Source organism: Lelliottia sp. SL45 (assembly GCF_026672535.1).
GTDB classification, from domain to species: domain Bacteria; phylum Pseudomonadota; class Gammaproteobacteria; order Enterobacterales; family Enterobacteriaceae; genus Enterobacter; species Enterobacter nimipressuralis.
Genome location: NZ_JAPPRH010000002.1, coordinates 350,071 through 371,213, shown reverse-complemented (window position 1 = coordinate 371,213; position 21,143 = coordinate 350,071). Strand labels below are relative to the sequence as shown.

Below are 21,143 nucleotides of genomic sequence, written 5' to 3'. Positions count from 1 at the left end.
AGCAGCCTGTGTACAGGCTGGCTTGATGGGCATCGTGCGGCGGCCTGTTGTGATGGCGTAGTAATAATCCTGACGGATATCCAGTCGTAGACAGTTTGTCGACTCACACCTTTGTGCCTGGCGTAGGCGGCCTTGGTCATTAACACTGGTAAATACTCAATAAGGGAATCGGAGCTACATAAGGAAATGCGGGGAAAATGGTATGCGTCAAGAATACGCTATTATCCGTAACATATTCTCCACACAAAGAAATTTTGGCTAAGTATCATGCGGTGTATGATGGCGGTTCTTTAGCCATATTAACCAGAAGGATTTGATATGCCCCAGCAACATACTAATGAATTGCCCCCGGAAGGGGGAGAAAAATGAGCATAGGGTACTGGATTGTCAAAGGTGATAAAACCAGCTGCGGTGGAAGCGTACTGAGCGGAGACCCGACCGTAAAAATGGGCACGCCGCCGTGCTTTGTTGCCAGAAAAGGAGATGAGGTCTCCTGCGGCGTTCACGCAGGAAAATTTCATATTATGGGCGGACATCCCGGCGAGCTGTCACTGGGTGGGGTGCCGCAGGCCAGCACCCTTTACAGCCGCTCCAGTTGCCCCTGTAAAGCCTTCTTTATCCCTTCCCAGACGTGGCGCAAGCATGGTTCTTACCAGGGCGATTCCCCTCGTGCAGCATCTTCTCCCGTAACGAGTCAGGAGCCAGAGCAGCACGCACAGGCCGCCCGAAAAAATACAACCTCCGCCCCCGGCAATACCGGCAACACGACCCGAAAGGAAAAGCGAGAAATTACGCTGACAATTGGCGTGTTCTTTGATGGAACGGGCAACAATGCCATCAACACCGATAACATGATAAAAGCCTGTATTGCGCAGCGTTACCAGCTCGATGACACCGACGCGGGCGCAATTCTGGGTAAGTGCGCTAAGGAGGGGATGGGCGTATCGGGCGTGGGGGCCACCAGCTACATGGGCTATTACACCAACGTGCACTGGCTGCGGACTTTATATAAAAAGTTTTTCACTGCTGATGATTCATTGTATCAGCGAGATATTTATATTGATGGCATAGGCACGGAAGCGGGCGAACCGGACAGTATGATTGGTCAGGGGCTGGGGATTTCTGATACTGGCGTGATTGCTAAAACCGATAAAGCCGTGTCCAGTCTGACTGGAAATATTAAGACTGCACTGGAAGAATTAAGCCGAACGAATCCAGATAACGAAATTGTTATTAAAACGCTACAGTTTGATATTTTCGGCTTCAGTCGCGGCGCGGCGGCATCGCGCCACTTTGCCAACCGTATTCACTCAGAAGACGCCGCGATTATTGCCGCCATCCGTGACGGTATACAGGGCACCGAGTTTAAGGGCGCTCCGGCAGGTAAAATCCGCTTTATCGGCATTTTTGATACCGTGGCGGCTATCGGTACGCCGTTAAACGGACTGAATCCGCATAACGCGGATACGGGCAACGTAAACCTTGTTCTGCGTCCGGGCGTGGCTGATAAGGTTTTCCATATCACCGCCGCCCACGAATGCCGTTTTAACTTCGCGTTAAACAGCGTTAAGCCCGCATGGCCTGAACTGGCGCTACCCGGCGTGCATTCGGACATTGGCGGGGGCTACCTGCCCACAGTGAAAGAGAACCTCTTTCTAACCCGCCCGGAGACCGACACTATCCCGCTGCGCCAGCCGGGAGAGCAGACGCGCGGCTATCACCAGACAACAAAGCAGATGGAAAAGCTGGACACCTTCCCGGCGGTTGCGCCCATCATGCGCACCAGCGAAATCTCGGTAGAAACCTGGTTTGATGACCGTATGCCACCGAACCGCTACGGTGAACCCCAGAAACGCAGCTATGCTGCCATGACGTTACGGGACCGGGTAATTAGACATGACTGGTCAAAAGTGGCTCTGCGGGTCATGTACGCTGCTGCACAGGAGGCTGGGGTAATGTTTGATGCAATCGACCCGGCAAACCCTGCAATGGCGCTTCCCGGTGAACTGGCACCGCTGTGCGATAAAGCCGTGGCGATGGGTAAGGCTGTCCGTTCGGGCCAGTCCTCCGGCACGTTCAGCCAGGACGAAACTGACATCATCGCTCAGCGGTATATTCACTGCTCGGCAAACTGGAACGCGATCATTGCTGATATGAAGGGTTACACTCAAGGCGGTGCATCCGCAACGGAAATTATCGGTTTTCTGGATCGCCCGGATGAAAACTGGCAGCGTACTGTATACAACATGGACGGGAAAAAGGTATGAGACTGAAAATTGCCCTTACGGTGGTCTTGCTGGTGGGCGGCTGCCGTGCTTCTGAACTCCCGACGCCGGAAGAAACGGGCGAAATGCCCTACGGCAGATGGGGCTTCGCCTTTTTTACGCCTCATGCCCTGCCCGCCGTGGTGACGTATGCTGCCATTATTGACAGCAGTAATGTGGTCTCAAAGTTTCGGGCGCTGGATAGCTCGCAGAGCGATCCTAATGTAGTAGGCTCATGGCGTGATAATACCAATAGCGGGTCTATTCACTTCAATAAGGCCCGGCACCCGCCCGTTAATATGGTGTTCTGCTGGGATTCCATCATCGATAAAAAGACCTATGAAACGCAGATCGTCTTTCAGCCGTCACTGAAAGAGGCCATGCTGACCCCTACAGGCACAGACCGTTACGGCAATACCGCTTGGTATAAAACATTGCTGTTTGGTCTGGCACCAGAAGGGAAGGTAAAAATCTGGCTGCAGGATAGCGCCGGGGGGAAAAATATTCCACTGGATCCGAAACGCATCGGTACGTTTTCAGGCGATAAGCTGGATATTTGCAAGGGAATTACCCAACATCCCAACGGATACGTCTATTACGGTGACACACCTGAGTTTATCAAAGGCAAAACCTACCCTTACGGCAACTGGTAATTGTCGCCATACCCACCAGCGCCGTTTGCTGGTGGGCTTCTCCAGTCAGGATCCCCCTTCGGATGAATTTTTTAATTTCGCGGGTTTAAACATTTGAGGATGCGGGGCGTCCCGTCGGGTAATGGTTACAGGGATTGATCGCCCCCTCCCGGTGAGCCGTTCCAGACCGTTAGCTCATGTGCTTTGCTCCGTCCGTGGGCGGGGGGATATGTCAGGGCAATGCCGCTGGTGGCGGTACACCGCTCGCCCTCTCATGCACAGAAAAAATCCCCGTTCAGGGGGTATAAACATGTTTACAGGCCAGCGCTGATTACCGCGCCATTTCTGGGCTGGTAGGGTATTAACATGTTAACAGGGGTATAAACATTTTTACCGGGGGTATAAACATGTTCAGTTCGGCGGCGTAGCGTCTTTGCCGCTCGTTTTTCACGGGGCATGGATGTAGTGAGAAACCTTAACATTCCTTAACATCCAGCTTATGCCCCAATTCGCAGTTTCTCCTCCAATTCGCAACCTTTTTCGCACGCCGCAAATAGCGGCATCCCAGCACTGGCAAGGCTTTGAGAGAAATTTCAGATTCAATTATCGGTTTCGTTTCTGGGGTAAATTTGCGCTCAATTCGCAGTTCAGATGTATAGATTCGTCAAGGTTCCTTTGCGCACAATTCGCAGTTAAGATGTCAGGTTTTGTGAGGTTCCAGACCTTAGGTTTTCTTAGGTTTTCGATGTGAGCAAATTTGCGCACATCTACCAACACAACCCGCAATGACGTTAACATTTGTTAAGATTTGGTTGATAAATAACCATCCTGTTTTTTGCATCACGTCAAAGACAGCGGGAACCAAAGGCCACCAGCAAGCCATTGTATAAACTACTTTCGCGGTCATTGCGCGATGCACGTCACCGTACATCTATCCCCAAATTCGCTACCGGATTGAAGCCCTTAAAATTCTAGACGGCCTGAATCTCGGTAAAGCCGCAACCCCAATGCTGGCGCGGCTTTCGAGCTTAACGGGCTTGAAATCCGTCTATAAGGGTCTAATATTTTTAGCCCTTCTGGTGGCGGCAAGCAGACCACACACATTGACGCGGTGGCCTGCTGTTGAGTCGTCAGGCGGTGACTGCTGCGCACGTCTCAGCGCGTCCGTTGCCTGTCCCTGCTGGCCTTTCTTTCCTGTCGGGCGGGCAGTTCTGGCACTGATAACGCTGTCTGCCACTACCTGATAACCCTGCTGTGTACCGCCGTCCTGCCCCGTCCACTGGTCAACGTTACACTTTTTCCACGCCTGATTTCACAACTTGCCTATGCAAGGCGATTTTCCTGTCCGCATATTGGACAACATCTTTAATTACTAACTTTTGAATTGCAGAAATTAATATTTCCATTGATGAAAATTCTGGCTTGTTATTTTTTGATGGGAGGGAGATAGTATCCTTCTGGATTTTCGTATTACTAATGCTATCACCCCAAGAATATTTGTGGTTTAAACTTTTATGTACGCAGGTGGCTAGATATAATTGAGTTAACTTTGCTTTCCCATTTTCACCTTTAAGCCTTAAAGTTAAATTATGGCTATCATTAGAGTAAAAATCACGTCCCTGATAACTAACAACAAATGTTTTTCCACCAATAAAAATACACCCCCCTTTCTCTAAAAATCTATTGTCATAAGATATGTAAGAGCTCACTCCATTATTCTCACTGCTGGCACATAAATATGGCGTGTTACCACTATTCTGTTTGATATCTCTAGCGAGAATGTTACTTGTATTTTTAACATCAAACACATCAATAACATTGAAAACATTAAATATCAAATCGTTATAGTTATCTAACGCTTGCTGTTCCTCTTGTGTTAAATTATAATCTTTCAACCCAGCAACGGTTAAATACGCCTCCAGCTCCGCTATACGCTCCGCCTCCAGCTCCGCTATAAAATCCTCCATGAAATTGAAGTCGATTTTTCCTTTGCTAATCGGTAATTTAATATATTTGTTTTTTACAACATTCCATCCCCCCAGCTTATTTTTGTAGGAATATATATGTAGATCCGTGATTTTATTAATACACTGAACTACAAATAAGTACTGTTTCGGTGACAATTCAATGTCACTTACATTCCATTGAAGGGCATAGGCATCTGACAAAACAGTAAACTCATTGGACTGAAAATAAGCTCGGTAAACATCACTATTTGAAGGGATTGAAATCACATTTTTTAAAATAGTTGCCCCCTCTCTAGGTACAAAATAGTTTAGCCCTTGGTTATTGAAACTAGACGTAAGACATGGAAGTGTATACTTCCCTATTTTTTTCTTTGGTAACTCATCTGCTTTGAAAGGCAGTTTTTTTGTCTTTATTTTTTCTAATAAATCACCAACCCGAAACTCACCCCACTCAACATCTTCTAACATTTTGTTAAGTGGGGATGCTACTTTCCCGAATCATCACCTTGTTGCTTTATAAGATTAGATACTTCCCACGCCAAATAATTGCTGACAGTTTGTTTAAAATCATTCAGTGTTGGTTTGGTGTCTACGGGAATAGATTGATTCCAGTCTGCCCCATTATCAGGATCGATAGTGCCTTCAAAGTATTTCTGTTCGGTCAGAATATTGAGTTTACTTTTACCAACGCGAACCAAATCAACCACTTCCTGATATCGTTCTTTGGCACGGTCTGTATCCTTAAGATTATTGCTCGCTTTTTTTCGGTTAGTACGAGTATAGCCATCATGAGTGAAATCGATAAATTTGACCATTTCATCCCTGTGATGAGCTTCGCCCACTTTAAATACATAGATATAGGTTTGAACACTGGATTTTCCAATAAACAGGTCAATAGGCATTTTAATGCTAGCAACCAGTGTGTTACTTTTAAGTATTTTTTTATTGTTCTCTTTAGCTTTCCCTGATCCTGCTGAACCTTGAATAATAATAGCTGCGTACCCGCCATTCATCATAGCAAGTGCTTTTTCAACAAATATCATCCCATTACCTTGAGCGGAATAAGGAGGATTTAAAACAAACGCATTTGCAGGGAATACCTTATCCGTTTTACCAAAGCCATACTTCCCGTCAAAGTCTGTTAATGAGTTTTTATTTAATATATTAGAGCTACCATCACCCATTAAAATCATATTTAAAATAGCCAGCATATAGACACTGGACAACAACTCCAAGCCAAGGAGCTGTTCTGCTTTAATACTGGCTTCTTTAGCTCTGAATTTCTCCGGTGAATCAATGCTGTTCTTGGCATCTATCAGCATTTCATTCATCGCAGCAACCAGTAAACCGGCAGAGCCAGTCGCAAAATCCCAGACATAGGAGTCTTTGTTAACTCTGGCAAGCTTCACTAATAATGTTGCTACATATGATGGAGTTAAAACCACATCATTGAGTTTATCTTGCGAAAAACCCAACCATCCATACATCTCATTAAACAACTTACCGGTAAAGTCAGTAGTCAACCCAATCTTGTAATAAATACCCAAATCGTCAACAATTTTAGTAAAAATTCGCTTAAGCTGACTTTCACCATTACTTACTTTATTAATATTATATGTAATTAACGTATTTTTTAATGTTCTTATGATTAAAGACTTTTTATCCGCAGGTAACGCCTTGTGATTGAGAAATGACTCTATCTTTTTAATGATGATGTCACCATCTGTATACCCCTCTTCGATTGAAGAGGATAAATCACTTTTCTCTAAAGGTTTTACCTTTCCGGGAATACCAATTGTTGCAATAATAGATGCCGCGACTAAGTAAACACGGTCATTTTCACCGAGGCCTTTTTCATTTTGATAAATGTCATTATTTAACTTAACCAAACAAGCATCAATTTCTTTTTCTTTCTGACTCTTTAAATTATCTAATTCTTGTTGTGATAGCTGTATTGTTTTTACTTTTTCAATAAACCCATCAAAATTCTCTTCTGCTAAAAATGAAAAATCAGAATAATCTGCAACTTTTCGCCCGGAACCGAGATTACTTTTTGCAACATAATACACACCAATTTCATGTTGTAGCTTACCGATTTCATCAATAAAGCCTGTCATGCCTATAGCGATAATATCGGTATAGCTCGTGTGATGAAGTAATGCATTCGCATAATGCACTGCCCCGTTAACGGCATAGCTATTTATATTTTTAAAGTTTGGTTCGTTCTTGGACGTCTGATTATCGACTAATCCATCAACATTAAGGTTGACAAGTTTATCCTTGTACCCTTTGTACTCAATTAAAATAGGGTATGAATTGAGTTTTTTATCTTTCAAAATGAGTTTTACATCGGGTCGATTTCCGCCAACTCCGCCATTTTTAGAAAAATAGTCATTAAGTGCTTTATCTATCTCATCATTTAATGAATTTTGTTCTAATTTATAATCCAAATTATAAGATTTAAGCCAACCGTTAGCCAGGTCTGCAATATTGGGTTCAACTGATTGTAATTTAGCCATTTTTCTTCACTTACTCCATATCCCTTATTGGCGTATCAAATTCAGAAGCGCAATGCCAGGCCGCCCTTCCTGGCTCTGCAAACACCACCACGGTCTTTCTCTGCCGTTACGCCATCAATACTTTTGAAGTCTCTCACTTCCTAAAGCTACCTGGAACTACATAAGACCAATGTCTTACCTTCTTCCACCCAAAACCTTACATCATCGTTATTACCTTGACTATTGTACTGAATAGCTAGCCAGTAACAAGGCCGCTGCCTCCTGCGTGGTGAAGCCCTGCGCCTCAATTTCTCTGATAACTTCGATCTGCTTTTTGTGGTGCTCGTTCATTTTTTCCACTCCCTTCTGATTCATACCCCCCCTGTGAATCTTTTTGGGGGTGTTGTTGGTCTACCCGGTCTACATGCGGCAAAAAAAATCAAAAAAACCAGTAATTACGAGGCTTGTAGAGGGGTAGACGTTTGTTTTCATACGTCTACCTTACCTCTACCTACGCCTACCCTGTTTATTTATACAGCATCAAAATAGGTGGATGTATGTAGACGTAAGGTAGAGGTAAATATATATACGTCTACCTGTCTGAATCCATTGCTATCACTGCCCATAAAGAAAAAGGGGTAGACGTGTAGACGTAAGTCACCACTAAAAAGTTTTCACACGGGGTCGCCTGGAACATCAACCCCGTATGCGCGGGGAATAAATTCCTCTGCCAGCTCCGTTATGCTCAGGTTGGTCTGAGTGCGCCCCTTAACTTTCCGTGTCAGATACTGACTCCGGTATTCCTTCGCGGCGTTTTTCATCGCCCGAGAAAACTTCTCCACAGAGAGAGGTTTACCCAGCCCGTGATATTCCAGGAAAGATAAATACAGGTGATAAAGATACGCTCTCGGCTCAGGCTGTCCCGCCCATGTTCCGCCGCCCATCATCAGCCCTTTAGGTTCAGTCATGAAAAACAGCGCTGCGCACATGTCGATAACCGGATCTGTGCCGCGCTTAACGCCCAGCGCCTCCAGTGAATCGCGCTGTTCCAGCAAAAGTAACTTAGCCCTGTTCTGGTCGGAAAAAGCACCCAGCAAGTGACGAATGATTACCGGTACTTCGCGCCGAATTTTAGCGGTTAGATCCGGGTCTTTATCTGCCTCGGACACTGGATTATTGAACGGGAATATCACACGGCGGCGGGCAATGCCCCCGTTGCGCTCGGTAAATGTCATTGGCTCGTTATTGGTCGCCAGCACAACCGCATTCAGTACCGTTGTGAACTGCTTTTCGTACTTACCGTCGATTTCAACCGGATCGCCGCCTGTAATGGCCTTGATACCCGCCCCCTCACCCACGTAGCGCGTCTGGTCTGGCATAATTATCAGACTCTTTCCGACGAACTGCGCCCGCCCGCGTGCAAGGTCGAGCGTGCTCATGCTACCGCTGGCTGTGTTGTGCTCCCCGGCAAGCGTCGCGGCAATGCTGCTGAATACGGACTTACCGCTGCCACCTTCCCCCGTCACCTCAATAAATAGCTGCCAGTCGTGACGCTTTGCCAGCACCATAAACAAGGCCGCTTTGATGCGCTCACCTTTACCGTGGTCGCCATCGCTGGCGTGGTTCAGCCATCGCGTGAAGTGTGGGGCATGTTCTTTAAGGCTCTCTCCCGGCGCGGGTGGTGTGTAGTCGATCCCATTGTGGTTCATCAGCCAGTTATCCGGGCTGTGATCGGAAAATGTCCGTGTGTTGAGGTCGTACACGCCATTCTTAAAACCGATTAAATCTGCTCGCTGGTCATCGGTGGGCTGTAGCTGTAGCTTCATCGTCGCCACCACGGACTTAATTCCCTTTTCCGTGTAATGGGCTTCGTGCTCCTCAAAAATGGATACCATGACGCGCTCAAGCTCAATGTCTGGCAGTTTTCCCCACACGCCTGAGCCGTAGCGATAAACCACGCCACTATCAGCGTTTACCGCCAGCCTGTCCCAGCGAGCCGCAAGCAACTTTGCTTTCTGGCTTGCTGCCATCTGGGAAATGTCACCATTTTCTGTTCGGCGGCTCTTTTTACCGCCCTCAATCGCTCGCAGTTGAACGCTCACATCTTTCCTCTCAATCTGGTACATCGAATCGTTAAAAGCCGCTACAGAGGCTTCCAGCCCGTTCTCAAGGTGGTAGTCATTCCAGTCAGCTTTGTGGCCTGTCGGTGGAACGGATACCCAGCCCGCCACGGACAAGGCAGCCTTCTCTGCTGAATCCTTCCCGATATTGCGCCCATCATCGCCGTTAATGTCGTTATCAGCGGCGATAATGATTTCTGCGTCCGGGTACTTGCGGCGCATTACCCCGGCGACGTGTGTCAGGTTTCCGGCGTCAATCGCTGCCACTGTGAGCGCGTCAGGACGCATCATGTGAACCGATAAGGCCGTTGCAAGCCCTTCGGCGATTAAAACGCTCTGAGTCGATTCTGGCGCGTTTACGGCATGGTATGCCCCGCGCTTTGCTGAACCCGTCAGGAGGCGCTTTTCTCCCTGCGGGGTAATGGTCTGCGCTGCTGCCACCGCGCCGGACTCGTCCACCAGCTCAAGCAGGATTGAACCATCGGTGAGAACGGGGAACGTGAACCCTCCCAGCTCTTTGCTAATCAGGTACTCAGATTCGCCCTGTACGGCGCTGTCACGCATTCTGGCGTACAGACGGGCAAAGACAGCCCGCCGCTGCTCTGCTCTCTCTGTGGCCTGTTTCTGGTGCTCCTGCTCACGCTGCTGGCGGTCAGCTTCCAGTTGCTCCCTTCTCTGGCTCGCTGCTGTGGGGTCTGCTTCCGCTGCCCGGTAATCAATACCCAGCACACCAGCGGCAAGCCTCGCCGCTTCTGTGGTGTCACAGTTGTTAACCTTCTTAATCAGGTCTAAGCCGTCGCCAGCACCACACTGATTGCAGATGTGAGCGCCGCGCCCGTCGTCGTCGAACCGAAAGCGATCCGTACCGCCGCACACGGGGCATCCGGCGTGTCTGTGGGGCGAATCGGGAACATCAATATTCAGGCCAGCCAGCACATGAGGCCAGTTATTCGCTGCTGCGCTGGTCACTTCGCGGATAAAGTCGATATTACGCATTCACACCCCCGCCATTACCCGCCACCGTTGCGCCCATATCGTTAGTCATGCTCTGCCAGATCTCCACCCCGAAGTCAGTAATTCCGCTACTGCTGGCGCATTTAGCCATTAAGACGATCCCCCCCTCCCACTGCGGGTAGTTGTCCCTGAGCGCCTCCAGCGCGTAACCGTCGATAAGGTCGCGCACCCCTTTGACGCCGCCGATAATGTCCACGTGAACAGACTGCCCGCACGCATCAATCATGAAATAAGCGCCGCCGCTGGTGGCGGTGATATGGTCATACAGCGCCGCCGCGTACTGGTTAGCCAGTGAATTAAGCTGGAAATTTTTAGTCATCATTTGTAATCATTTAGCCTCTCAGTGCGCCATCGGCTGCTCTGGCAGCCCGTTCTGTTCAAGGTCTGCAATAAAGTGATCGTGTAACTCCGCCAGCACCTCACGCCCAAAGTCCGAAATAACCCCGGCATCAGCGTCAATCATTCGGGTGTAAAACGTAATGGCGTGCTCTGTACCCTGCTCAATGCCGTAGCGCTCAATTAGCCCGCCCTCGATGTTGTTCGCCATCGCCAGACGCTCAGAGAACGGGTAAACCACAATCCCCGTCTTACCATTTGAGTAAATCGCTACCTGTGACGTTGTGCCGTCAGCCTCGGCGACGGAGGTTGTGCCGTTCTCACGCTTCATGTCACAGATAAAGGCAGCGGCAACCAGCCATCGCCACATTTCAAGGTGCTGCTGTGCGGTGAAGTCGAACCAGCCGTTATCACCGCCATCAACAACGGCTCCATGAATAGCGAGTCCGATACCTGGCTGGCCGTCATACTCACCAACAATGAGACGCGCAACGGCGCACTCATAGCTAATAAGCTCAACATGTTCATAAATCCCGGCATCGTTGCGGGTCATGATTTTCACGCCGTCCGGTGTGGCTTCGGCGTGGAATATGTCGGGATTTCCCGATTTAAAGTTCAATACATTGCTCATGCCTTCCCCTCCCTGTATTCACGCGCCGCATGGTCACGCAGTTCGTTTTCAGCCTCGTTCATTGCTTCGGCTACACCGTGTAACAGCGTCAGAATCGAACCAATAAGGCGCGGTAAATCGGGGTCTGTTTCATCGTTGGTTCTCTCAAGCCACATGGATAAAACAGCCTGTGCCTGTTCAATCTGACAGGTGGCATCAATCAGTTGTAACTGGCTCATGCTGAAACCTCCATATCTCCGGCGTGACCCGCTGTAATTAGCGTCGCAGGGGAAATGACGCGGGTAATGCGACACTGGTTAACCCTTCGCACTGCGCTTTGTTCATGGCGTGCGACTTTGCCTCTCTCATGTTGGATGATGCGATCAGGTAGTTAATGCCAATGGTCAGGCCGCGCTTATTGACTCCGTAACCTTTGATATGAAAGTAGTTAAGCATGGCTCACCCCCGCTCTAAAACGGGCAGAGAACACCATCACGCAGCCATCGGGGGACTGCTGCCGGGCTTCCGCTTCGGTTTCGGCCTCAATGGTAATCAGGCGCGGTTTAGCTGTACTCAGCGCCAGAAAGCGCCAGATGAATTTATTCAGGGTGTGCGAATCCCGCTCTTGCGGGTGTGTGGTACTCTTTTTCATAGCAGCCTCGATAATGTTGCTATCGGTGGTGGTTAGAAGCCCGTTGGTGTTGGCGCACTGACGGGCTTTGTTTTTTTAACTCTCTTCGTGAGATATACACAGTCAAAAAAATGAGATATACATTAGGCATTGGTGATATACATTGCAAGTGTTTTTATATCTCACTTTTATGTATAGTGAGATGCACACAGTGAAAAGGTGATTAACAATGTCCGTGTATAAAAACGCAAAGTCGCAAATGACAACTATCCGAGTGCCGCATGACGTAATGGAAGGAATGGAATCTGTTAAGCATCCAGACGAAAGCAACGCCGGATTCATCGTTACTGCCATGCGCAGCGAGATAGCCAGACGGCAGACAGACGGCGCAACGGAAAACCCGCTGCTGTCCTCCCTCGATGCGCTGGAACAGGTCGAGGCTATCGGCACCAGCGCCAGCGAGGAAATCAAACGCCTGGTAGACGTGGCACGCTCTGAAATAAAGCGCCGCAAGCCGAAAGCGGACGAGCAAGAGGCGTGACCCATGAGCGAGCCAGAAGACGATAAGCCAGTGGACGACGAGTTAGACGGGTCTTCGCCAGATAAACCGATGCGCTTCCTTCTGGAAGATGCGCTGTTAAATTCTAAGGGGGTGTGGGACGGCTGGAACCCGGAGTACAGCGGGCGCAAAATTGCGCGGGCTGACCGTATAGCCGACACACTACAAGGCACGGTATTAAAACCACGCCAACGCCGCAAACCAAAGGCAGACGAGCCAGCGGAGTAATCCACGCTGGCACATAACCAAAGGGCGGGTGTCGAATACTCGCCCTTTTCTTTTGGCAGATCCCCGTCATGGTAGAACGTCACGCTGTTATGCTCGACGCGCTCAACGGTCACGATAGCGCCGTGTGAGTCCTTGTAGCGCCGCTGCTGGCGTGGGGTGCTGGTGGACTTGCGGCTGCGGGCGATCAAGTAGGCATTTCTATGTTCGTCTAAAATAGAAATATCGCTTTCATTAACGGCGAGAATATCCTTCTGACAGGTGTTGGATTGCAGGGCGGCCTCCGAATTGAATCGGCTTTTTTCGAGTTTTATTTTTAGGCTCCCTTAACTGGCTTTACTTGAATGGTGCTGGTGGTCGGCGTAATATCAGACGTGCGAATATCTGACTTAGCCGCCTGCTGTACGGGGCGGTTTTTCTTTTGCATTACGCCACCTCACCACGGCGTTCAGCCAGCCAGTTATTAATCTCTACCGCGTCAAAGGCGGTCACGTTATCTCCGAGTTTCACCGGGCGCGGCATTGTGCCGTTCTTCACCCAGCGATCAATTGTTGGCATGGATACACCCAGCATGTCCGGCATACGGAAACGGCGGATGTATCCTGTGGTTGGAATGGCTGAATGTGCTGCTTCTTTGTACGTCATATGTCCCGCAACTCCTGTTGATAGCTAGTGTTACGGGAAAGGTTAGTTAGTGGGAATAGGCATCATAAGATATAGTAATCTTACTGTACCCCTACAGTAGGATTACTTACCCACTTAAGGTTTACAGCTTCTCTGAGCTTTTTCTTAATCGTCTCTTCGTTAATTATCATTAGTGGGGGCACTTCCTTTTGATGTTTTAGAAGTGCTTCACACCATTTCTCCGGGCTAATCTCTTTTTTACTTCCCCTGCATTCATCGGGGTATTTGCTTAAAATGTGTATGGCGGCCTTGAGGAGGTCTTCCCTGTTCGTGGCAAAACGTTCAGCGGAATGATGTGGCTCTTCAACATTTGATAACTCATGAATATCGCTCAAGCCATGGATAGCCATTGTCTTGTCTTGACTGATGGTTTCTGTGATTTTTTTTACATCCTCTCGTGTAATAAAAACATCTCCTGAGTTTATATTTAAAACTCTTGCCGATAATGAAATATTGCCATCATCATTAGTTAGACGCGCAGGAATTGCCGTAATGTGGATATCCTGCGGAGGATTAAATATTGGACGCAGAGGCATCACGCTATCTGCTTTTTTATCAATAAATAAGTCGATAGAAATATATCGTGGTAAAAGCCAAAACCCTGATATTTTACTGTTAAACTCCATTAGCTGATTTGATAGAGCTGACTCCATCCCCTTGGCGTAACTAATCCTTTCATCTTCAGTCAATATTCTATCGCCAATAGCCTTTGGAGCTTGGAGTTTCGGCTGTTTTATGACCATCTCACCATTTACTCTTGTTCCGTAGACATTAAAAAACTCACTGCGGTCGGGGATTATGTCATTGAATGCGCATTCATGATCTCCCCCCCATTCACTTAAGTCACCGTGAAGGGAAAGAATTGCATGACAATCTCTTACCAGCACGCAAAGATCAATTGCCCCGGTATAGGCCATCTGAAGAATGTCTTCAGTCGTACATCCAGTAAGCTCAGCAGCTCGCTGGAGAGGAAAGAAATGAATCGGCGGTAATGGTATTGCTGGTTGTTTACTCATAAGCAGGCCTTTTAGCTTCGCCTTTAAAGGTATTGAGCCAGGCGGTAAGGCATTCCGCTTTTCACCCCGTCGGGCTAGGCTCAATCTGTTCTGTTACTTCGCTTTCGTCTTTCTCAATGGTGTGACGTTGTAATCTTCGCCGCGTTCCAGAGCCACCAGCAAATCAGCCCACTGTGATAAAGCCGCTTTACGTTCTTCAAAATATTGGTGCCGGTTGTAAATGCCCTCAACGCCTTTTATGCGGTGATTAAGGCATCTTTCAGCCACTACCGGATCAACGCCCAGCGCGGCTAAATGGGTGCGGGCTGTGCGGCGGAAGTCGTGAATTGTGAAGTTCGGCACGTGCGGCATTTCAGCGCGAACCTTCGCCAGCGCAACGGGTAGGGTGCTTTCCTGAATGTGTGGAATCATCCTGTTTTGCATCTTTCTGGCTGGCAGTACCCACGCGCTATTACATGAGAACGTTTCAAGCTCTCTCAGCCATTCAACGGCAGGCGGTGCTAATGGGATGTCTATAGCGTCGCCGTTTTTGCTGCGTTCCTCTGGCAAGCGCCAGACGGCTTTATCAAGGTCGAACTCCTCCCAGCGGGCGGCGCATAACTCCATTTTGCGGACGCATAATGCTAACAGTAACTTGAACGTGATCTCATTCTGTCGGCTTAATCCCTTCGCTGTGCGCATGGCTTTGAATAGCTGGATTAGCTCATCACGGGTTAACCAGCGGTCACGGCTAACTTCCTTCCCTCCAGCGTCTGACACCTCAAAGGCTGAGCATGGGTTTATCTCCAATGCGTGCCGTTTGATTCCGTAGTCGAATATGCGACGCGTCCAGCGTAGAACGTCCGTCGCTATGGTAGGCGCTCCACGGTCTACGATAGCCTTGAGCATGTCATCAATATGGCGCGGCTTTACGTCCTCCACCTTCATTCGCCCGATGTGGGGATTTATATCCTTGTCTATCCGGCGGCGGAGTATGTCGGGGTGCTTCCAGCGGGGCAGTATCTGACGCTCAAAGTATTCAGCGGCAAGCTCTGAAACGCGCATGGCGTTTTTCTCTGCTTCCATCTTCGCCAGCGCTTCGGCCTTCCGTTCCTGCTTCTCTCCCGCAACGTCATAGCCCAGCGCAACGCGAGCCGATAGCTCTTTGGCTGTCTCTCTGGCCTTTGATAGTGATAGCTCGGCATATGAGCCGATCATCATTGCGCGAGGTTTCCCAGCGAATTTATAGCGGAAGCGCCAGACGGGGGTCTGGTAGTTTTCGCGGTATGAAAGATAAAGCCCGTTACCGTCAGAGCGTCCCTCGAATCGCTCCCCGGCCTTTATCCATGCGCGGATCTGCATGTCTGTGAGTTTTGGCATTTTGCGAATATCCAAACGTTTAATAATGGGTGTACACCTAGTTGAGTGCGTCTAACGCCGTGGGTACACCTAGGTGTACACGGGAATAATGCGCTTTGTTGCTTCTTCGTGATAGCCCATGATAACAAAAAAGCCCGACTTTATGCGGGCTTTTCTGGTTTTTTGCGTCTTTGCGATAGCTCTTGAATGTTTACTCGATATTCTGAATCTGCTCGCGCATTTGCTCAATCAGCACCTTCAGCTCAATCGCAGATGTGGTCACTTCGGCGTTGATTGATTTGGATGCCAAGGTGTTCGACTCGCGGTTGAATTCCTGCATCATGAAATCGAGACGACGACCCACGGCTTCTTTTTTCTTCAGAATGTTGTAGGTCTCTTTGACGTGCGCTTCCAGACGATCCAGCTCTTCGGCCACGTCAACACGCTGGGCCATCAGGACCAGTTCCTGCTCCAGACGGGTATTTTCCAGCTGAACTTCTGCATCTTCGAGTCGGGCAAGCAGGCGCTCGCGCTGCCACTGGAGGACTTCTGGCATGTGCGCGCGTACTTTCAGGACTTCTGCGCTGACACCTTCCAGACGCTGCTCAATCATCGCTTTCAGCGCCTGACCTTCGGTTTCACGGGCGACGATAAAATCATCTAATGCGCCATCAAGCGCACCCAGAATTTCAGTGGTAATTGCATCCAGATCCTGCTCTCCTGCGGCCATCACGCCTGGCCAGCGGAGGATATCAACAGGATTGATTTCGCCTTCGTCGCTCTGCATCTTGACCCAGTTCGCAGCATTCACCAGCTGTTTGGCCAGTTTTTCATTGAGGATCAGCTCCCCTTGCGCGCTCGCGTCGGGTTCAAAACGCAGGTTGCATTCCACTTTACCGCGCGTCAGGCGAGCACGAATGCGTTCGCGAACAACCGGCTCGAGGCTGCGAAACTGCTCCGGCATACGGAAATACGTTTCCAGATAGCGCTGGTTTACCGAGCGCATTTCCCAGGTAGCGCTACCCCAGCTACCCTTGATTTCACGCCGGGCGTAGGCGGTCATACTGCGAATCATAAACATGTCCGTTTTTAGAGGAGAGATGGGGGGATTATAGCTTTCGGGGCTTTCTCAGGATAGGAATAAGCGCGTTTAATCCGTATAATGCGCAGCCACATTCGTTTCAAGCCGGAGATATCATCATGCGTCCAGCAGGCCGTAGCGCCAATCAGGTGCGCCCCGTCACCCTGACCCGTAACTATACAATACACGCTGAAGGCTCCGTGCTTGTTGAATTCGGTAACACCAAGGTGCTGTGCACCGCCTCTATCGATGAAGGCGTTCCGCGTTTTCTGAAAGGTCAGGGCCAAGGCTGGATCACTGCCGAATATGGCATGCTTCCTCGTGCGACCCACACCCGTAACGCTCGCGAAGCGGCAAAAGGGAAGCAGGGTGGCCGCACGATGGAAATTCAGCGTCTGATTGCTCGCGCACTTCGTGCGGCGGTGGATCTGAAAACATTGGGCGAATTCACCATCACGTTGGACTGCGACGTGATTCAGGCTGATGGCGGCACGCGTACCGCGTCCATCACCGGCGCTTGCGTGGCGCTTGCCGATGCGCTGAACAAGCTGGTTGCCGCCGGTAAACTGAAAACCAACCCAATGAAAGGGATGGTGGCCGCTGTCTCCGTTGGTATTGTAAAAGGCGAAGCCCTTTGCGATCTTGAGTATGTTGAAGACTCCGCCGCAGAAACCGACATGAACGTCGTGATGACTGAAGACGGTCGCATTATTGAGGTGCAGGGCACGGCAGAAGGCGAGCCGTTCACCCACGAAGAGCTTCTTACCTTGCTGGCGTTAGCCCGAGGGGGAATCGAATCCATTGTCGCGGCGCAGAAAGCGGCGTTAGAAAATTGATGTAAGGGCGACGTTGTCGCCCTTTTTTTTATGCTTCATCCTGAGCGCCGTCTCTGTGTCGGCTGCCGATAGGGCGTGAATGATGTAGCGTAAACCAAAATGATGATAAGTAAGATGAGGAGCAAATCCATGAAACCCTATCAGCGCCAGTTTATTGAGTTTGCGCTTAACAAGCAGGTTCTTAAGTTCGGCGAATTTACGCTGAAATCCGGGCGCAAAAGCCCCTATTTCTTCAATGCCGGCCTGTTTAATACCGGGCGCGATCTGGCTTTGTTAGGCCGTTTCTACGCCGAAGCGCTGGTGGATTCCGGGATTGATTTCGATCTGCTGTTTGGTCCGGCTTATAAAGGGATTCCAATCGCGACCACGACGGCGGTGGCGTTAGCGGAACACCACGATCGTGACCTGCCGTACTGCTTCAACCGTAAAGAAGCCAAAACGCACGGTGAAGGCGGCAACCTGGTCGGCAGCGCGTTGCAGGGCCGGGTGATGCTGGTGGACGACGTGATCACCGCAGGAACCGCGATCCGTGAATCCATGGAGATCATTCAGGCTAACGGCGCAACGCTTGCTGGCGTGCTGATCTCTCTTGATCGTCAGGAGCGTGGCCGTGGCGAAATCTCGGCGATTCAGGAAGTGGAGCGCGATTACCACTGCAAAGTGACGTCGATCATCACGCTGAAAGACCTGATTGCCTATCTGGAAGAGAAGCCTGAAATGGCGGATCACCTGGCGTCAGTGCAGGCGTATCGGGAAGCGTTTGGCGTTTGAGTGAATTGCCCGGTGGCACTGCGCTTACCGGGCCTACGCATCACGTAGGCCGGATAAGATTTACTGCAGTTGAGCAGCCACTAACGGCCAGCGAGTGTCGAAATCGTCCGTCGGGCGATATTTGAACTCGCTGCGCACAAAGCGGGAGAGCATCCCCTCGCAGAAAGCCAGAAGTTGCCCGGCCAGCAAGGTTTCGTCAGTAACGTAACCTTCGCCTTCACGCATTTTCTTTTCACGCAAAACCTGCCGCAGCTGCGCTTCAATGCGCTCGAACAGCTGGTTGATGCGCCCCTGAAGTTTGTCCTGCTCAAACATGAGGGCATGACCGGTCAGAATGCGGGTTAAACCCGGATTGCGCTCACCAAAACCCAAAATCAGCAGCACAATCAGACGCAGGCGCGCGGTCGTGTCTTTTTCGTCTTTTAAAATCAGATTGATGCGGGTGATCAGGCTGTCTTCGATGAATTCGATCAGACTGTCAAACATCCGCGTTTTGCTGGGAAAATGACGATAGAGCGCCGCTTCTGATACGCCAACAGAGGCGGCCAGTTTCGCGGTGGTGATGCGTTGGCTGCCATCGCTGGATTCGAGCATCAGAGCCAGAGATTGAAGTATTTCTTCGCGACGATTCCTTTTCGCGGTTTGTTTTTCTGCCATGTTACAAAATACCCCTGAAAATACGCGCTTTTACGGCTGGCATCCACACAGCGACCGCAAACTGTTGTTTGCGGTGTGTTATCGCGTTATTACGCTGTGAGATGCGTACTGTTAGGCTTATTTGCGCCCTGAGTGGCCGAAGCCGCCTTCGCCGCGATCGGTGGCATCAAAATCTTCCACCAGGTTAAATTCTGCCTGAACCACTGGCACAAAGACCATCTGTGCGATACGTTCGCCCGGCTCAATGGTGAAGCTATCCTGGCCACGGTTCCAGACAGAGACCATCAGCTGACCCTGGTAGTCAGAATCGATAAGCCCAACCAGATTGCCCAGCACGATACCATGCTTATGACCAAGACCTGAGCGAGGGAGGATCACCGCCGCCAGTGACGAGTCGGCAATGTGAATCGCCAGACCGGTTGGGATAAGCGTAGTGGCACCCGGTGCCAGCTCTACGGCGTCATCGAGACAGGCACGCAGGTCAAGACCAGCAGAGCCGGTGGTGGCGTAAGTTGGCAGCGGGAATTGCTGGCCAACGCGCGGGTCCAGAATCTTAACGTCGATTTTTTTCATCATAACGGGTAACGATCTCGTCCAGTAATTGTTGGCCCAGGAGTTCCTTGCGCTCAAGCGGTAAGACTTTCTCTCCATCCTGCCAGAAAAGGTGCAGTGCATTGCTGTCGCTATTAAATCCTTGTGTCGCCAGCGATACATCATTCGCACAAATCAAATCGAGATTTTTGCGGGTACGTTTTTGCCGGGCGTATTCTTCCACATTATTCGTTTCTGCGGCAAATCCAACGACGTAAGGTCGATGCATTTTTAATGCAGCAACGCCCGCGACGATATCCGGGTTTTTCACCATTTTTATCGTTAATTCATCGCCTTGCTTTTTAATTTTTGCGTCAGCAATGGTTTCTGCGCGGTAATCCGCAACGGCGGCGCAGCCGATAAATATGTGCTGTTTTTGCGCGTGCGCCTGGACAGCGGCTTCCATTTCCAGCGCTGTGGTTACGTCGATTCGCTGCACAGACGATGGCGTGGGCAACGAGACCGGCCCGCTCACCAGCGTGACCGTCGCCCCGCGTTTTGCCGCCGCTGCGGCGATAGCGAAGCCCATCTTACCGGAGCTGTGATTGGTGATATAACGCACCGGGTCCAGGGGTTCACGCGTGGGGCCCGCCGTAATCATGATGTTGAGATGTTGCAGGTCGTTGACAGGGGCAAAATGGGCCGCCGCCATATCGACAATGGCAAGAGGGTCCAACATACGGCCTGGGCCGATATCACCGCAGGCTTGACTGCCGCTGTCCGGGCCCCAAATCAGCAGGCCGCGAGAGGCCAACACGTCAAGATTATGCTGGGTAGCGGCGTTGCGATACATCTGCTGGTTCATGGCAGGCACCACGGCGACCGGAGCGGGTGTGGCCAGGCAAATGGTAGAGACCAGATCGTTTGCCATACCGGCGGCGACGCGGGCGATTAAATCAGCCGTCGCGGGGGCGAGGATCACCAGGTCTGCCCACTTGCCAAGCTCAATATGGCCCATGGCGGCTTCTGCCGCAGGGTCCAGCAGACTGTCAGAGACCGGGTATCCAGAAACTGCCTGCAAACTCAGGGGGGTGATAAAGGCTTTGCCGCCTTCGGTTATCGCGACCCGCACATCGGCCCCGCGCTCGCGCAAACGGCGCACCAGTTCTGGCGCTTTATAGGCGGCAATGCCGCCGCTCACGCCAAGAACGATTTTTTTACCGGCCAGGCTCATCATGATTCTTTCCTGTTGGGTTTCACCAGAGAGCGGGCATTTTATCACAATCCCAAAAGTGGCGTGATTTTGTGCGTGCCTCGCTTTGCGAGGCGCTACGCAAGAACGATAAGAGCCTGTCGAGCGGCCACGAATCCTG

22 protein-coding genes and 2 pseudogenes are annotated in these 21,143 nt (G+C 50.2%); 6 read left to right on the top strand and 18 right to left on the bottom strand.

The genetic code is table 11. From position 1 onward, the window contains the following. The first annotated feature begins 365 nt into the window (after positions 1-365). Both OVA10_RS05635 and OVA10_RS05630 read left to right on the top strand, forming a co-directional pair. Positions 366-2,267 carry a PAAR domain-containing protein gene (locus OVA10_RS05635; RefSeq protein WP_268195569.1) on the top strand — a complete coding sequence of 634 codons (1,902 nt, stop codon included), beginning with the start codon at positions 366-368 and terminating at the stop codon, positions 2,265-2,267. Continuing rightward, a complete protein-coding gene (locus tag OVA10_RS05630; protein ID WP_268195568.1) occupies positions 2,264-2,917 on the top strand; it encodes a DUF2931 family protein in 654 nt (217 codons plus the stop codon). Before OVA10_RS05635 ends, OVA10_RS05630 begins: the two co-directional genes overlap by 4 nt. Positions 2,918-3,944: 1,027 nt before the next feature. On the opposite strand, the pseudogene OVA10_RS05625 reads toward OVA10_RS05630, so the two are convergent. The 10 genes and pseudogenes from OVA10_RS05625 to OVA10_RS05580 all read right to left on the bottom strand — a co-directional run. After that, positions 3,945-4,184: pseudogene (locus OVA10_RS05625) on the bottom strand (hypothetical protein); the annotation flags it as partial. A gap of 1 nt (position 4,185) precedes the next feature. Continuing rightward, positions 4,186-5,331: a restriction endonuclease subunit S gene (locus OVA10_RS05620; protein ID WP_268195567.1), complete on the bottom strand. Its 1,146-nt coding sequence runs from the start codon at positions 5,329-5,331 to the stop codon at positions 4,186-4,188. Positions 5,332-5,348: 17 nt separating this feature from the next. Next, positions 5,349-7,382, bottom strand: coding sequence for an HsdM family class I SAM-dependent methyltransferase (locus OVA10_RS05615; RefSeq protein WP_268195566.1), 2,034 nt, complete (start codon positions 7,380-7,382; stop codon positions 5,349-5,351). A 219-nt stretch (positions 7,383-7,601) separates the two neighbouring features. Then, positions 7,602-7,736 (bottom strand): hypothetical protein, encoded by a 135-nt coding sequence (locus tag OVA10_RS05610; protein ID WP_268195565.1) that lies wholly within the window; start codon positions 7,734-7,736, stop codon positions 7,602-7,604. A 299-nt stretch (positions 7,737-8,035) separates the two neighbouring features. Next, positions 8,036-10,477, bottom strand: coding sequence for a primase-helicase zinc-binding domain-containing protein (locus tag OVA10_RS05605; protein ID WP_268195564.1), 2,442 nt, complete (start codon positions 10,475-10,477; stop codon positions 8,036-8,038). Then, positions 10,470-10,817, bottom strand: a complete 348-nt coding sequence (locus OVA10_RS05600; protein ID WP_268195563.1) for a hypothetical protein — start codon at positions 10,815-10,817, stop codon at positions 10,470-10,472. Before OVA10_RS05600 ends, OVA10_RS05605 begins: the two co-directional genes overlap by 8 nt. Positions 10,818-10,835: 18 nt before the next feature. Continuing rightward, positions 10,836-11,462, bottom strand: a complete 627-nt coding sequence (locus OVA10_RS05595) for a hypothetical protein (RefSeq protein WP_268195562.1) — start codon at positions 11,460-11,462, stop codon at positions 10,836-10,838. Further along, on the bottom strand, positions 11,459-11,680 hold the full coding sequence (locus tag OVA10_RS05590; protein WP_268195561.1) for a hypothetical protein: 222 nt from the start codon (positions 11,678-11,680) through the stop codon (positions 11,459-11,461). The genes OVA10_RS05595 and OVA10_RS05590 overlap by 4 nt, the downstream gene beginning before the upstream one ends. A 37-nt stretch (positions 11,681-11,717) precedes the next feature. Next, a complete protein-coding gene (locus tag OVA10_RS05585) occupies positions 11,718-11,897 on the bottom strand; it encodes a hypothetical protein (RefSeq protein ID WP_268195560.1) in 180 nt (59 codons plus the stop codon). Continuing rightward, the gene (locus OVA10_RS05580; RefSeq protein WP_268195559.1) at positions 11,890-12,093 is read right to left on the bottom strand and encodes a host cell division inhibitor Icd-like protein; all 204 of its coding nucleotides are present in this window, start codon (positions 12,091-12,093) and stop codon (positions 11,890-11,892) included. The genes OVA10_RS05585 and OVA10_RS05580 overlap by 8 nt, the downstream gene beginning before the upstream one ends. 208 nt (positions 12,094-12,301) lie before the next feature. Here OVA10_RS05580 and OVA10_RS05575 point away from each other — a divergent pair, with 208 nt between their 5' ends. Then, on the top strand, positions 12,302-12,613 hold the full coding sequence (locus OVA10_RS05575) for a YlcI/YnfO family protein (RefSeq protein ID WP_202783012.1): 312 nt from the start codon (positions 12,302-12,304) through the stop codon (positions 12,611-12,613). Between the two features lie 3 nt (positions 12,614-12,616). Continuing rightward, positions 12,617-12,859, top strand: a complete 243-nt coding sequence (locus OVA10_RS05570) for a hypothetical protein (protein WP_202783014.1) — start codon at positions 12,617-12,619, stop codon at positions 12,857-12,859. Between the two features lie 74 nt (positions 12,860-12,933). Here OVA10_RS05570 and OVA10_RS05565 read toward each other — a convergent pair. From OVA10_RS05565 to OVA10_RS05545, 5 genes and pseudogenes are all read right to left on the bottom strand, one after another. Then, positions 12,934-13,047 (bottom strand): annotated as a pseudogene (locus tag OVA10_RS05565) (DUF4222 domain-containing protein); the annotation flags it as partial. Between the two features lie 235 nt (positions 13,048-13,282). After that, on the bottom strand, positions 13,283-13,501 hold the full coding sequence (locus OVA10_RS05560) for a helix-turn-helix transcriptional regulator (RefSeq protein ID WP_202783016.1): 219 nt from the start codon (positions 13,499-13,501) through the stop codon (positions 13,283-13,285). Between the two features lie 80 nt (positions 13,502-13,581). After that, the gene (locus OVA10_RS05555; RefSeq protein WP_268195558.1) at positions 13,582-14,556 is read right to left on the bottom strand and encodes a hypothetical protein; all 975 of its coding nucleotides are present in this window, start codon (positions 14,554-14,556) and stop codon (positions 13,582-13,584) included. Positions 14,557-14,649: 93 nt separating this feature from the next. After that, positions 14,650-15,915 (bottom strand): tyrosine-type recombinase/integrase, encoded by a 1,266-nt coding sequence (locus tag OVA10_RS05550; RefSeq protein ID WP_202783020.1) that lies wholly within the window; start codon positions 15,913-15,915, stop codon positions 14,650-14,652. A 190-nt stretch (positions 15,916-16,105) separates the two neighbouring features. Beyond that, the gene (locus OVA10_RS05545; protein ID WP_102105075.1) at positions 16,106-16,969 is read right to left on the bottom strand and encodes a YicC/YloC family endoribonuclease; all 864 of its coding nucleotides are present in this window, start codon (positions 16,967-16,969) and stop codon (positions 16,106-16,108) included. Between the two features lie 125 nt (positions 16,970-17,094). Between OVA10_RS05545 and rph the strand changes: the two genes are divergently transcribed. Then, positions 17,095-17,811, top strand: a complete 717-nt coding sequence (gene rph, locus OVA10_RS05540) for a ribonuclease PH (RefSeq protein ID WP_100778203.1) — start codon at positions 17,095-17,097, stop codon at positions 17,809-17,811. 129 nt (positions 17,812-17,940) lie between these two features. After that, positions 17,941-18,582: an orotate phosphoribosyltransferase gene (gene pyrE / locus OVA10_RS05535; RefSeq protein ID WP_129035847.1), complete on the top strand. Its 642-nt coding sequence runs from the start codon at positions 17,941-17,943 to the stop codon at positions 18,580-18,582. Positions 18,583-18,642: 60 nt separating this feature from the next. Here pyrE and slmA read toward each other — a convergent pair whose 3' ends face one another. The 3 genes from slmA to coaBC form a co-directional block, all read right to left on the bottom strand. Then, entirely contained in the window at positions 18,643-19,239 is a 597-nt protein-coding gene (gene slmA / locus OVA10_RS05530) for a nucleoid occlusion factor SlmA (protein ID WP_100778201.1), read from the bottom strand. Between the two features lie 117 nt (positions 19,240-19,356). Next, positions 19,357-19,815, bottom strand: a complete 459-nt coding sequence (gene dut / locus OVA10_RS05525) for a dUTP diphosphatase (protein WP_164971809.1) — start codon at positions 19,813-19,815, stop codon at positions 19,357-19,359. Beyond that, entirely contained in the window at positions 19,793-21,004 is a 1,212-nt protein-coding gene (coaBC, locus tag OVA10_RS05520; protein ID WP_184957401.1) for a bifunctional phosphopantothenoylcysteine decarboxylase/phosphopantothenate--cysteine ligase CoaBC, read from the bottom strand. The genes dut and coaBC overlap by 23 nt, the downstream gene beginning before the upstream one ends. Positions 21,005-21,143 lie beyond the last annotated feature (139 nt).